The 13,238-nt window shown below is 69.8% G+C and carries 12 protein-coding genes and 1 pseudogene; 8 read left to right on the top strand and 5 right to left on the bottom strand.

Annotated elements, in window-relative coordinates; translation table 11 throughout:
• Positions 1 to 85: 85 nt before the first annotated feature.
• Positions 86 to 1,618 (top strand): multiple monosaccharide ABC transporter ATP-binding protein, encoded by a 1,533-nt coding sequence (mmsA, locus tag AC1DVZ_RS14390; RefSeq protein ID WP_477618887.1) that lies wholly within the window; start codon positions 86 to 88, stop codon positions 1,616 to 1,618.
• A gap of 1 nt (position 1,619) precedes the next feature.
• Positions 1,620 to 3,038, top strand: a complete 1,419-nt coding sequence (gene mmsB / locus AC1DVZ_RS14385; protein WP_477618886.1) for a multiple monosaccharide ABC transporter permease — start codon at positions 1,620 to 1,622, stop codon at positions 3,036 to 3,038.
• 20 nt (positions 3,039 to 3,058) lie between these two features.
• Here the strand turns inward: mmsB and AC1DVZ_RS14380 are convergent, their stop codons facing one another.
• Entirely contained in the window at positions 3,059 to 3,820 is a 762-nt protein-coding gene (locus AC1DVZ_RS14380; protein WP_477618885.1) for a GntR family transcriptional regulator, read from the bottom strand.
• Between the two features lie 148 nt (positions 3,821 to 3,968).
• Here AC1DVZ_RS14380 and AC1DVZ_RS14375 point away from each other — a divergent pair, with 148 nt between their 5' ends.
• The 6 genes from AC1DVZ_RS14375 to iolD are packed head-to-tail and all read left to right on the top strand — an operon-like array spanning position 3,969 to position 10,673.
• Positions 3,969 to 4,973 (top strand): Gfo/Idh/MocA family protein, encoded by a 1,005-nt coding sequence (locus tag AC1DVZ_RS14375; protein WP_477618884.1) that lies wholly within the window; start codon positions 3,969 to 3,971, stop codon positions 4,971 to 4,973.
• Positions 4,974 to 4,976: 3 nt separating this feature from the next.
• Positions 4,977 to 5,885, top strand: coding sequence for a TIM barrel protein (locus AC1DVZ_RS14370; protein WP_477618883.1), 909 nt, complete (start codon positions 4,977 to 4,979; stop codon positions 5,883 to 5,885).
• 1 nt (position 5,886) lies between these two features.
• The gene (iolC, locus tag AC1DVZ_RS14365; protein ID WP_477618882.1) at positions 5,887 to 6,918 is read left to right on the top strand and encodes a 5-dehydro-2-deoxygluconokinase; all 1,032 of its coding nucleotides are present in this window, start codon (positions 5,887 to 5,889) and stop codon (positions 6,916 to 6,918) included.
• Complete coding sequence (locus AC1DVZ_RS14360) at positions 6,915 to 7,835, top strand: class I fructose-bisphosphate aldolase (protein WP_477618881.1); 921 nt, start codon at positions 6,915 to 6,917, stop codon at positions 7,833 to 7,835. Before iolC ends, AC1DVZ_RS14360 begins: the two co-directional genes overlap by 4 nt.
• A complete protein-coding gene (iolB, locus tag AC1DVZ_RS14355) occupies positions 7,832 to 8,746 on the top strand; it encodes a 5-deoxy-glucuronate isomerase (protein ID WP_477618880.1) in 915 nt (304 codons plus the stop codon). Before AC1DVZ_RS14360 ends, iolB begins: the two co-directional genes overlap by 4 nt.
• On the top strand, positions 8,739 to 10,673 hold the full coding sequence (gene iolD, locus AC1DVZ_RS14350) for a 3D-(3,5/4)-trihydroxycyclohexane-1,2-dione acylhydrolase (decyclizing) (protein ID WP_477618879.1): 1,935 nt from the start codon (positions 8,739 to 8,741) through the stop codon (positions 10,671 to 10,673). Before iolB ends, iolD begins: the two co-directional genes overlap by 8 nt.
• A gap of 54 nt (positions 10,674 to 10,727) precedes the next feature.
• On the opposite strand, the gene AC1DVZ_RS14345 is transcribed toward iolD, so the two are convergent.
• The 4 genes and pseudogenes from AC1DVZ_RS14345 to AC1DVZ_RS14330 form a co-directional block, all read right to left on the bottom strand.
• Positions 10,728 to 11,135, bottom strand: coding sequence for a universal stress protein (locus AC1DVZ_RS14345; RefSeq protein WP_477618878.1), 408 nt, complete (start codon positions 11,133 to 11,135; stop codon positions 10,728 to 10,730).
• Positions 11,132 to 11,965, bottom strand: coding sequence for an ATP-binding cassette domain-containing protein (locus AC1DVZ_RS14340; RefSeq protein WP_477618877.1), 834 nt, complete (start codon positions 11,963 to 11,965; stop codon positions 11,132 to 11,134). The genes AC1DVZ_RS14345 and AC1DVZ_RS14340 overlap by 4 nt, the downstream gene beginning before the upstream one ends.
• Complete coding sequence (locus tag AC1DVZ_RS14335) at positions 11,962 to 12,984, bottom strand: ABC transporter permease (protein ID WP_477618876.1); 1,023 nt, start codon at positions 12,982 to 12,984, stop codon at positions 11,962 to 11,964. The genes AC1DVZ_RS14340 and AC1DVZ_RS14335 overlap by 4 nt, the downstream gene beginning before the upstream one ends.
• 2 nt (positions 12,985 to 12,986) lie before the next feature.
• A pseudogene (locus AC1DVZ_RS14330) lies at positions 12,987 to 13,238 on the bottom strand (sugar ABC transporter substrate-binding protein); the annotation flags it as partial.

Here is a 13,238-nt window from a genome sequence, read left to right as displayed (position 1 = left end):
CGCTGCACCCTGCTCGAACCCCACGAAGACCCACGTAGGCCCATGAAGACCACAGGACCCCAGAAGAMCCACGGAGGCTGAGCGGATGTCCACCCCGATCCTCACGATGCGCGACATCACCAAGGAGTTCCCGGGCGTCAAGGCGCTCTCGGACGTGAACCTGTCGGTGCAGCGCGGCGAGATCCACAGCATCTGTGGTGAGAACGGCGCCGGAAAGTCGACCCTCATGAAGGTGCTCTCCGGTGTCTACCCGCACGGCACCTACCTCGGGGACATCGTCTTCGAGGGCAGCGAGATGCAGTTCAAGGGCATTCGCGACAGCGAGTCCGCGGGCATCGTCATCATCCACCAGGAGCTGGCGCTCATCCCCGAGCTGTCGATCGTGGAGAACCTGTTCCTGGGCAACGAGCAGGGCAAGGCGGGCGTCATCAACTGGCCGGTCGCGCGACAGCGCGCCCTCGACCTGCTCGCCCGGGTGGGCCTCGACGAGGACCCGAACAGCCAGGTCAAGAACATCGGCATCGGCAAGCAGCAGCTCGTCGAGATCGCCAAGGCGCTGGCCAAGGACGTCAAGCTGCTGATCCTCGACGAGCCGACGGCCGCCCTCAACGACACCGACAGCCGACACCTCCTGGACCTGCTCCTGGGCCTCAAGGCCAAGGGCATCACCTCGATCATGATCAGCCACAAGCTGGGCGAGATCGAGGAGGTGTCCGACTCGATCACCATCATCCGCGACGGTCGCACGATCGAGACGCTGGACATCACCAAGGGTGAGGTGAACGAGGACCGGATCATCCGCGGCATGGTCGGTCGCGACCTGGACCACCGGTTCCCCCCGCACGAGCCGACGATCGGTGACGTGCTCCTGGAGATCCGTGACTGGACCGTCGGCCACCCGCACGACGCCTCGCGGCTCGTCGTCAAGAACGCGAACCTCAGCATCCGCCGCGGCGAGATCGTCGGTCTGGCGGGTCTCATGGGCGCGGGTCGCACCGAGCTCGCCCGCAGCGTCTTCGGTGAGTCCTACGGCCACAAGGTCGGCGGTGAGCTGGTCAAGGACGGCCGCACCCTCAAGGCCAACACCGTCCAGAAGGCCATCGACGCCGGGCTCGCCTACGTCACCGAGGACCGCAAGAGCCTGGGACTGAACCTGCTCGACACGATCAAGGTGTCCATCACGGCCGCCGGCCTCAGGAAGATCCGGCGTCGGGGTGTCGTCGACGAGCGCGAGGAGGTCCTCGCAGCCGAGCGCTACCGCAAGAGCATGAACATCAAGACCCCGAGCATCGAGGAGGGCGTCGCCAAGCTGTCCGGCGGCAACCAGCAGAAGGTCGTCCTCGGCAAGTGGATGTTCACCGAGCCGGACGTGCTCATCCTCGACGAGCCCACCCGGGGAATCGACGTCGGCGCCAAGTACGAGATCTACGAGATCATCAACCGCCTCGCCGACAGCGGACGCGGCGTGCTCGTGATCTCCTCCGAGCTGCCCGAGCTGCTCGGGCTGTGCGACCGCATCTACACCCTCAGCGCCGGTGTCATCACGGCCGACGTCCCCCGTGCCCAGGCAGACCAGGAAGTCCTCATGCGTTACATGACCCAGCGAAAGGCAGACTGACATGGCGACCGACATCGCCCCCGCGCCCACGGCCCCCGCGCCGCCGCCCACCCAGTCACTGGTGAGCGAGATGCGCAAGGCCCTCAGCGGCAACATCCGCCAGTACGGGATGATGATCGCGCTGCTGCTTCTGGTGCTCATGTTCCAGGTGCTGACCGACGGCCTGTTCCTCCAGCCCCGCAACGTCACGTCGCTCCTGGTCCAGAACGGCTACATCCTCATCCTCGCCATCGGCATGGTCATGGTGATCATCGCCGGCCACATCGACCTGTCGGTCGGCTCGGTGAGTGCCTTCGTCGGTGCCACGGTGGCGCTCTCGATGGCCAAGCTCGACCTGCCGTGGCCCGCCGCCATCCTGCTGGGGCTGGCCCTGGGCATCCTCGTGGGGATCTGGCAGGGCTTCTGGGTCGCCTACGTGGGGATCCCCGCCTTCATCGTGACCCTGGCCGGCATGCTGCTCTTCCGAGGCCTGGACCTGATGATCCTCAACGCCGAGTCCATCCCGGTGCCGGAGAGCTTCCAGAAGATCGCCAACGGCTACCTGCCCGAAGTGGGACCCGTCACCGGCTACCACAACCCCACGCTCGTCCTGACGCTGCTTGCCGTCGCCGTGATCGTCTACCTCGAGCTGCGCCGCCGGTCCGACCTTCGGCGCTACGGCATGGACGTGCCCCGGCTGACGCTGAGCATCATCAAGCTGGTCGTCATCTGCGGGCTGCTGCTGGGCTTCGGCCTCCTGCTGGCGTCCTACAAGGGCGTGCCCGTCGTCGGCCTGATCCTCGGTGGCCTCGTGGTGCTCTACACCTTCATCACCCAGCGCACCGTGCTCGGCCGTCACATCTACGCCGTCGGCGGCAACTCCAACGCGGCCCGCCTCTCCGGCGTCGACACCCGGCGCATCGACCTGTTCGTCATGGTCAACATGGGCTTCCTGGCCGCAGTCGCCGGCATGGTGTTCACGGCCTACCTCAACGCCGCGAACCCCAAGGACGGCGTCAACTTCGAGCTCGACGCGATCGCGGCGGTCTTCGTCGGTGGCGCGGCGGTGGCCGGCGGGGTCGGCACCGTGACGGGCTCGATGATCGGCGGCCTCGTCATGGGCGTGCTCAACCTGGGCCTGGCGAACATGAGCGTGGACAGCAACTTCGTCCAGATCATCAAGGGCCTGGTGCTCCTCGGGGCGGTGGCCTTCGACGTGTACTCCAAGAGCCAGGGCAAGCCCAGCTTCATCGGGATGATCCTCAAGGGTATGCAGCGTGGCCGGGGAGGCGACGGCTCGAGCGGCCCCAGCGGCGGCACCGGTCCGTCGACCCCCGTGAACGAGGGAGAGGAAGGCGCCGGCTTCCGGAACGCCAGCCGCTCGCACACAGGCATCGCGGAGAGCGGTGCGGCACCCCATCCCCAACCCTCGGTCGGGTAGTCGCAGCGGCAAGCCGCCGGTCAGCGTTCGTCGATCATGACCTCGATGGTGTACGTCGACGCCCGGTAGCAGTGGTCGCCGAACTCCACTGCCTTGCCGACCGCGTCGAAGGCGCTGCGCGACATGGTCAGCACCGGCTCGCTCCCGCGCATGCCGAGGTACTTCCGCTCCCGAGTGGTGGGAGCCCGGGCTCCGATGCTCTGGTGGGCGACGACGGGCCGCACGCCGCGCTCCCGCAGCAGGGCATAGAGCCCCTCGTCCTCCAGCCGCTCGCGGGTGATGTCGCCCAGCCCCGGCGGGAGCCAGTTCTGCAGCACGGCCAGGGGAGTGTCGCCGGAGCTGCGCAGCCGCACGATCGACAGGAACTCCGTGTCGCTGGGTAGGTCGAGGGCAGCGGCGACCCTCTCGTCCTGCACCAGCTCGTGGCTCAGCACCGTCGTCGTGGGCCGTGCCCCGGCGCGGGCGAGGTCGTCCCAGAGGCTGGTCAGCTCGGCCCGACGGTGCACCTTGCGCGCCGCGACCGTCGTGCCCAGACCCCGTCGACGCAGCAGCAGCCCCTGGTCGACGAGCTCCTGGATCGCCCTGCGCACAGTCGGTCGCGAGAGGTTGAGGCGCGCCACGATGGCCACCTCGTTCTCGAAGGGGTCGCCGGGCTGCAGCTCGCCGCTGTTGATCGCCTCGCCGAGCTGCTCGGCGAGCTGGTGGTAGAGAGGCACCGGTGATGCCCGATCGATCATCACGCCTATCTGTTTGGCCACGTGAACACTGTAGCGGGGGTGCATTGCATTTCTTACGTGAGAATGTCCTAACAAAGCGTTGACATGGCATCCACTGCTGGGCACGCTGGCTCTGCACCCGCCGCGTGCCACACCCCAGCCGGGTCCTGACAACGGCGATAGGCTTCGACACCGGATGGGAAGAGTTCCGCTGATGCGCATCGGACTAGCAGGTACAGGACGGATCGGGGCCTTTCACGCCTCGACCCTCAAGAGCCTCGACGCCGTCGACGAGGTCGTCCTCGCCGACGTCGACGGGGTGGCCGCCCGACAGGTCGCCCAGGAGCTTGGCCTCGCCTACGCCGCCGACACCGAGGAGCTGCTCGGCTCGGGAATCGACGGCCTGGTGATCGCGACCGCGACTCCCGGCCACGCGCCCCTGCTGCGCCAGGGCATCGAGCGTGGCATCCCGACGTTCTGCGAGAAGCCGGTCGCCGCCACCCTCGAGGAGACCATCGACCTGTCCCGCCTCGCCGCCGACTCGGACACCCCCGTCCACGTCGGGTTCCAGCGCCGCTTCGACAACGGCTACCGCACCGCCAGGGCGGCGGTGGCTTCCGGGGAGCTCGGCTTCGTCCACACCATCCGGGCGGCGACGCACGACCAGGCTCCGCCGCACGCGGCCTACATCCCCACGTCGGGTGGGATCTTCCGCGACTGCAACGTGCACGACTTCGACATCATCAGGTTCGTCACGGGCCGCGAGGTCGCCACGGTCTACGCGACCGGCGCCAACAAGGGTGCACCCTTCTTCAGGGACGCGGGCGATGTCGACAGCGGTGCGGCCATCCTCACCCTGGACGACGAGACCATCGTGCTCGTGAGCTCGACGCGCTACAACGGCGCGGGCCACGACGTCCGGATGGAGGTCCACGGAGAGCTGGGCGCCATTGCGGTCGGGCTCGACGACTCGCTGGCGTTCCGGTCGGCCGAAGGCGACGTCGACTTCCCCCGTGGTCCCCAGAAGCGGTCGTTCATGGAGCGCTTCCTCCCGGCCTACCGCGCCGAGCTCGCGGCCTTCTGCGAGGTCGCCGCCGGCAGACTGCCCACCCCCTGCACCGTCGACGACGCACTGCAGGCCTTTCGCGTCGCAGAGGCGTGCGAACTGTCGCGCAGCGAGCGCCGGCCGGTCGACCTCTCCGAGATCAAGGGAGCCTGACCCATGACCAACCAGACACCGCCACTGTCCGACCGCATCGCCGGCGCCCCGATCTCGTGGGGCGTGTGCGAGGTGCCCGGCTGGGGTTGGCAGTACGACTCCGCGACGGTGCTGAGGCAGATGGCGGACCTCGGGCTCGCCGCGACCGAGTTCGGCCCCGACGGCTTCCTGCCCGACGACCCGCAGGACAAGGCGCGGGTGCTGGCCGAGGCCGACCTCGAGGCGGTCGGCCAGTTCGTGCCGGTCGTCCTCCACGACCCGGGCCACGACCCCGTGCCGGAGGTCGAGCGCGCCCTGGACGGCCTCGTCGCCGCCGGGGCCTCCACCGTCGTGCTCGCCGCGGCGACCGGACGTGACGGATACGACGAGCGGCCCGTTCTCGACGACGCCGGCTGGGCGACCCTGCTGGCCAACCTCGACCGCCTCCACACCGCTGCGGGGGAGCGTGGCATCACCGCCACGCTCCACCCCCACGTCGGCACCATGGTCGAGTCGGGTGAGGAGACCGACCGGGTCATCGCGGGCTCCACGATCGGGCTCTGCCTCGACACCGGGCACCTCCTCATCGGCGGTGGCGACCCGGTCGCGGTCGCGCGCAGCCATCCCGGGCGAATCGCCCACGTGCACCTCAAGGACGTGAGCGAGGCGGTGGCCCGGCGCGTGCGCGCCGGCGAGCTCTCCTACACCGAAGGGGTGCGCGAGGGCCTCTACGTGCCACTCGGGCAGGGCGACGTCGACATCGCCGCCATCATCGGTGCCCTCGAGGACAGTGGGTATGCCGGGTGGTACGTCCTCGAGCAGGACACCATCCTGCCGGAGGACCCCGGGTCCCAAGGCCCGCTGGGAGACGTCGAGACGAGCCTCAACTACCTCCTGGCCCTGGCCGCGCAGCACTCCGGAGTCGGGGTCTGACTTGTCGCACACCGCTGACAGGTCCCAGACCCCTGACAGGTCCAAGATCTACGACCTGGTCTCCATCGGTCGGGTGAGCGCCGACATCTACCCGCTGCAGATCGGCGTCGGTCTCGAGCAGGTGCGCACCTTCGAGAAGTTCCTCGGCGGCAGCGCCACCAACGTGGCCGTCGCCGCAGCCCGGTACGACCGTCACTGCGCACTGATCACCCGGACCGGGCACGACGCCTTCGGCCGGTTCGTGCGGCAGGAGGCCGAGCGCCTCGGTGTCGACCCGGCATACATCAGCGAGGTGGACGGACCCCCCACTCCGGTGACGTTCTGCGAGATCTTCCCGCCGGACGACTTCCCCCTGTACTTCTACCGCTACCCGACGGCCCCTGACCTGCTCATCGAGCCGGACACCTTGCCGCTCCAGGCGATCCGCGACGCCCGGGTCTACTGGGCCACGGTCACCGGGCTGTCGCAGGAACCCAGCCGGGCCGCGCACTTCGCCGCCTGGGAGCACCGCGGGCGACGGGAGCACACGGTCCTCGACCTCGACTACCGCCCGATGTTCTGGGCCGACCCCGCGGAGGCGAGCGAGCAGGTCGGCAAGGCCCTCCAGCACGTGACCGTCGCCGTGGGCAACCGCGAGGAGTGCGAGGTCGCCGTCGGCGAGACCGACCCGGAGCGCGCGGCTGACGCGCTCCTCGACCGCGGAATCGAGCTCGCCATCGTCAAGCAGGGACCCCGCGGCGTCCTCGCCGCGACCCGCGAGCAGCGCCTCGAGGTGCCACCGTTTCCCGTCGAGGTCGTCAACGGCCTCGGCGCGGGTGATGCGTTCGGCGGCGCCCTGGTGCACGGGCTCCTCGCCGGATGGCCCCTGCGCGACGTCCTCGAGTTCTGCAACGTGGCCGGAGCGATCGTCGCGTCGCGGCTCGAGTGCTCGACGGCCATGCCGACCGAGGCCGAGGTGCGTGAGGCGCTCGAGACGGGCACCGTGCCGACCCACGTCCGCGAGGTCTACCACCCGCAGGAGGGGGAGCGATGAGCTCCACACCCGGCCCGACGAGTCCGCGGCTCGACCACGCGACCCTCGCGATGCTCACCCAGACCCGGGCGAGCGCGCCGGGGACCATCGCCGAGCGCTGGCTGGCGCGGACGCGCCGCCCCCTGGTCGGCGCGGACGGGCGGCTGCTGATCGTCGCGGCCGACCACCCGGCCCGCGGCGCGCTCGGCGTGCGCAGCGACACGCAGGCGATGAGCAGCCGGAGCGAGCTCATCGGCCGGATCGTCGAGGCGCTCGCGCGGCCCGGGGTGGATGGAGTGCTCGGCACCCCGGACATCCTCGAGGACCTGCTCCTGCTCGGGGCCCTGGAGGGCAAGGTCGTGATCGGCTCGATGAACCGAGGGGGCCTCCAGGGGGCGGTCTTCGAGCTCGACGACCGCTTCACCGCCTATCGGGCGCAGGACATCGCCGCCAACGGCCTCGAGGGCGGCAAGATGCTCACCCGCATCGCGCTCGGCGACCCGGGCACGGCGCCCACCCTCGAAGCCAGCGCCCAGGCGGTCACCGAGCTGGCGGAGCACGGGCTGATGGCCATGGTCGAGCCGTTCATCTCGGTGCGAGAGGGCGGGCGGGTGGTCAACCAGCTCGACCCCGACTCGACCATCCTGTCGATGCACATCGCCGCAGGTCTCGGAGCGACCAGCGCGCACACCTGGCTCAAGCTGCCCGTCGTCGACGAGCTCGAGCGAGTCATGGACGCGACCACGCTGCCGACCCTGCTGCTCGGCGGTGACCCTCAGACCGACCCCGACGAGACCTACGCGTCGTGGGGCAAGGCACTCGAGCTGCCGTCGGTGCGCGGGCTGGTGGTGGGCCGGGCCCTGCTCTACCCGCCCGACGGCGACGTCGCCGGCGCGGTCGACGTCGCCGCGCGTCTGGTCCACGGGGAGGTCGGATGAGCCTCGGTCGTGACAACGACACCTGGGTGCGCCTCGCCGGCACGGCGAAGCGGGACGGCTGGGACGTCGTCATCGACGACTCCGTGCCGGGCTGGCGACACACCGGCCTGTATGCCGGGTCGCTCGCCGAGGGGGAGAGCCGCGCCGTCGAGGCGGGCGAGCGGGAGCACGTGGTGGTCCCACTGTCGGGCTCGGTTCGGGTCGCGGTGCCCGGGGCCGAGGACGTGCTGCTCCTCGGCCGCGCGAGYGTCTTCGCCGGGCCGACCGACGTCGCCTACGTGGCGCGCGACTCCGCGTTGACGGTGACCGCCGAGGGTGGACCTGCGCGGGTGGCGGTGTGCGCCGCGAAGGCGACCACGCGGCATACGCCTGCGGTGCGGCACCTGGCGGCAGCCGAGGTGCCGGTCGAGCTGCGGGGCGCCGGGCACTGCTCGCGTGAGGTCCGCAACTTCGGCATCCCCGAGGTGCTCGACGCGGACTCGATCATCGCCTGCGAGGTGATCACCCCCGCGGGCAACTGGAGCTCGTACCCGCCGCACAAGCACGACGAGGAGCGGCCCGGCGAGGAGACGGAGCTCGAGGAGATCTACTACTTCGAGACGCAGGCAGCCGCCGCTGGTGACACTGCGGATCCGGTTGGCTACCAACGGGTCTACGGCAGCGACGAGCGCCCGATCGACGTGCTGGCCGAGGTGCGCACCGGCGACGTGGTGCTCGTGCCGCACGGCTGGCACGGTCCTGCGACGGCAGCCCCCGACGCCGACCTCTACTACCTCAACGTCATGTCGGGCCCGGGGGAACACCGGGCCTGGCTGATCCGCGACGACCCGGCGCACGCCGGGGTGCGCGAGACCTGGACGACGCAGGACGTCGACCCCCGACTGGTCAAGGGAGGCAGCCGAGATGGCTGAGATCCACACCGCGACGGTGCGGCTCACCGTGGCGCAGGCCGTGGTCCGGTTCCTCGCGAACCAGTGGAGCGAGCGCGATGGCGAGCGACAGAAGCTGTTCGCCGGGTGCTTCGGCATCTTCGGGCACGGCAACGTCGCCGGTATCGGCCAGGCGTTGCTGCAGAACGAGCTCGCCGACGGCGAGGAGCACCTGCCCTACGTCTTGGCGCGCAACGAGCAGGCCATGGTGCACACCGCGGTGGGGTACGCACGACAGAAGGACCGGCTCCAGACCTGGGCGTGCACGGCATCGGTCGGCCCGGGCTCGACGAACATGCTGACCGGCGCCGCCCTCGCCACGATCAACCGGATCCCTGTGCTGCTGCTGCCGTCCGGCACGTTCGCCACCCGCGTGTCCGCACCGGTGCTCCAGGAGCTCGAGGTGCCGTATGCCGCGGACGTCAGCGTCAACGACGCGTTCCGGCCGCTGTCGCGGTTCTTCGACCGGGTCAGTCGCCCCGAGCAGCTGCCGTCGGCCCTGCTCGGCGCGATGAGGGTCCTCACGGACCCTGTGGAGACGGGGGCGGTGACCGTCGCCCTGCCCCAGGACGTCCAGGCCGAGGCGTTCGACTTCCCCGTCGCGCTGTTCGCCGAGCGCGTGTGGCACGTCGCCCGCCCACCGGCCGAGGCGGCACGGCTCGTGGCCGCCGCTGCGGTGATCCGGAGCGCGAAGCGACCGATGGTGGTTGCGGGGGGTGGGGTGCACTACTCCGGTGCGGAGGCGGCGCTGGCGGCGTTCTGCGAGGCGACCGGCATACCCGTCGGAGAGACCCAGGCCGGGAAGGGGTCGCTTCCGCACGGCCACCCACAGCTGCTCGGGGCGGTGGGCTCGACCGGCACCACCGCCGCGAACGCGGTCGCCCGGGAGGCCGACGTGGTCATCGGCATCGGGACGCGATGGTCGGACTTCACCACAGCGTCGCGAACTGCCTTCCAGGACAACGGAGTCCGCTTCGTCAACGTCAACGTCGCCGGACTCGATGCGGGCAAGCACGCGGGTCTGTCCGTGGTCGCCGACGCCCGTGAGGCCCTGACGGCCCTCACCGCAGCCCTCGACGGGTATGCCGTGGAGCCGGCCTACCGCGAACGCCAGGGCGAGCTGTGGCGGACGTGGGACCAGCAGGTGCAGGCGGCCTACCACCCACCGGCCGAGGTGACCTCGAAGCTCGCGCCCGGCCTGCTGACCCAGGCTGAGGTGCTCGGGGCCGTCAACGAGCTGTCGGACCCGCGCGACGTCGTCCTCTGCGCTGCGGGCTCGATGCCCGGCGACCTGCACAAGCTGTGGCGGGTCCGGGATCGCAAGGGATACCACGTCGAGTACGGCTACTCCTGCATGGGCTACGAGGTGCCGGCGTCCCTGGGCGTCCGCCTGGCCGACCCGACCCGCGACGTGTTCGCCATGGTGGGCGACGGCGGCTACCTCATGATGCCGACCGAGCTCGTCACCGCGGTGCAGGAGCGGATCAAGGTCGTCGTCGTGCTCGTCCAGAACCACGGTTTCCACTCGATCGGCTCGCTCTCGGAGTCGCTCGGGTCGCAGCGGTTCGGCACGTCCTACCGCTACCGCTCCGAGGAGTCGGGCCGACTGGACGGCAGCCCCCTGCCCGTCGACCTCGCGGCGAACGCCCGAAGCCTGGGCGCGCACGTCATCGAGGTCCACTCGCGCGACGAGCTCGCGGCCGCGATCAAGGAGGCCAAGGCGGCGCCGGCAGACGGCGGGCCCGTGGTCATCCACGTCGAGACGGACCCGCTCGTCCACGCGCCCGACAGCGAGTCGTGGTGGGACGTCCCGGTCGCGCAGGTGAGCGAGCTCGCGAGCACGAGGGCCGCGCACGCGGCATACGAGAAGTCCAAGGCGACCCAGCTCCCGCTCGTCACCCCGCCGTGAGGCTCGGCCTGGGCCAGCGCGAAAGCTGAGCCCAGGCCGAGGTCTTGGGGCGGTTCAGGCGCTCCTTCTGGCCTTGACCGCCAGCACCGCACAGGGTGCGTCGAGCAGGACCTGTTGCGAGGTGCTGCCCAGGAGGAGCTTGCCCACGGGTGTGCGGTGGCGAATTCCGATGACGATGAGGTCCGCCGACTCGGCCGCAGCCACCCGCAGGATCTCGTCGGCTGCCGCGAGCCCGCTGGTGGCCTGGAGGACCTCGTGGACCAGGCCTGCATCTTTCAGCTCGCGCGAGATCGCGTCGATGTCCTCCGCGGTGGCGAAGCTCGGGGTGGCGAAGTCACCGTTCTGGCCGGTGTTGACGACCACGAGCCTGCACTCCCTGAGGAGCGCTTCGTCCTTGGCTCGCTCGAAGGCGGCAATCCCCTCCGGCGTCGGGATGTAGCCGACCACCACCGTGCCGGTCACGAGGATCCCTCGAGGCGCTTGGCGCCCGTCATGATGGCCACGCCTTCACCCATGTCGTGCGACTGGGGTGTGATGACCCCGGCCCGACCGCCGAGCCGCTGGATGTGGATGCGGTCGGCGACCTCCCACACGTGGGGCATGTTGTGGCTGATGAGGATGATCGACAGGCCCTTGTCCCGCAGCTGCTTGACCATGTCGAGCACCATGCCGGACTCCTTGACACCCAGCGCGGCGGTCGGCTCGTCGAGGACCACGAGCCTGCTCCCGAACGCCGCGGCACGGGCGACGGCGACGGCTTGGCGCTGCCCGCCGGAGAGGGTCTCGACTGCCTGGTTCATGTTCTGGATCGTCTGGATGCCGAGGTTCTTCACCGACTCTCCGGCGCGCTTCTCCATGCCCTTCTTGTCGAGCATCCGCAGCACCGAGCCCAGGGGACCCTTGCGACGCTCCTCCCGGGCGAGGTAGAGGTTGCTCGCGATGTCGAGGGCGGGGATGACGGCCAGCTGCTGGTAGACCGTCTCGATCCCCGCCTCGCGGGCATCCTGTGGCTTCTTGAAGTGGACCGGCTGGCCGTTGAGCGTGATCGCACCCGAGTCGGGGACGTAGGCGCCGGTGAGGCACTTGATGAGGGTGGACTTCCCCGCACCGTTGTCGCCGATCACGGCGAGCACCTCGCCCGGGTAGAGGTCGAGGTCGACGCCGTCGAGCCCGACGACGCGGCCGAAGGTGATGACGAGCTTGCGGGCCGAGAGAACGGGGTCCTGGGCGTAGATGTGCTCCTTGCCCCTGGGGACACCGCCGTGGGCGACCTCGAGCGTCGTGGTGCTCATGCCTTCACCTTCCTGATCCACTGGTCGACGGCGACGGCGACCACGACGAGGATGCCGATGGACAGGTACCGCCACTGTTGGTCGACGCCCAGCTGAGAGAGTCCGAATGCGAACGTCTGGACGATGAGCGCTCCGATGAGGGTCCCGACGAGCCGACCACGGCCACCGAACAGGCTGGTGCCGCCGATGACGACAGCGGTGATGCTCTGGAGGTTCGCGTCCGGGATCGCGTTGGGGGTCGCGGCCCCGGCCCTGCCGATGAGGATCCAGGCGGCAATGCCGTAGATGAGTCCGGCCACGGTGTAGACGGTCAACAGGATCCGCTTGCTTGGGACGCCGGAGAGGCGGGCCGACTCGGGGTCGTCACCCACGGCATACACGTAGCGACCCCAGGCCGTCTGGGAGAGGACGAAGGCCATGACGACGTAGATGAGGGCCACCGCGACGATGCCCCACGTCAACCGGAACGAACCGATGCCGAACCCGTCGCCGAGGAAGTTGATCAGGTCGGGCAGGTGGCTGGCCTGGATGCTGGAGCCACCTGAGTAGAGCAGCGCGATCGCGCCGAAGATGCTCAGCGTGCCGAGGGTGACGATGAACGGCGGGAGGTTGATCCGCGTGACCAGGAGGCCGTTGAGTGCACCGGCCCCGGTGGCGAGCAGGAGTCCCGCGATCAGCCCGAGGATGCCGGGCATGTTGTCGTCCTTGGACAGCGTGGCCATCACCATCATCGAGAGCACCATGATCGACCCCACCGACAGGTCGATGCCTGCGGTGAGGATGACGAGCGTCTGCCCCACCGCGAGCGCGGCGACGACGGCCGTCTGCTGGAGCAGGATGCCCATCGAGCTGGCCGTGAGGAACGTCGGCGTCGCGATGTAGAAGGCGATGAACGCGATGAGGAGCAGGAAGAGTGGGCTGAGCCACGGCTTGCCGTGCAGCTCGTGCTGCACGCGCTGGACCGGGGACTGCTGCCGCCGAGCGAACTCGGCGGCAGCGGAGGTGACCTCGGTGCTCATGGTCAGTTGCCCCAGCAGATCTTCGAACCCTCGTCGGAGGTGATGCTCTCGACTCCGTCGGTCTTCTTGTCGGTGACGAGCGCGACGCCGGTGTCGAAGAAGTCCAGTCCCTCGGTGACCTTCGGCTTCTCACCGCCACGGGCGATCTTGGCGATGGCCTCCATGCCGAGCGTGGCCATCTTCAGCGGGTACTGCTGTGCCGTGGCACCGATGACGCCGCTCTTGACGCTGCCGACCCCGGCGCAGCCACCGTC

It is taken from the genome of Pedococcus sp. P2_E5 (assembly GCF_056403895.1).
This window is presented reverse-complemented; position numbering and strand designations above follow the sequence as displayed.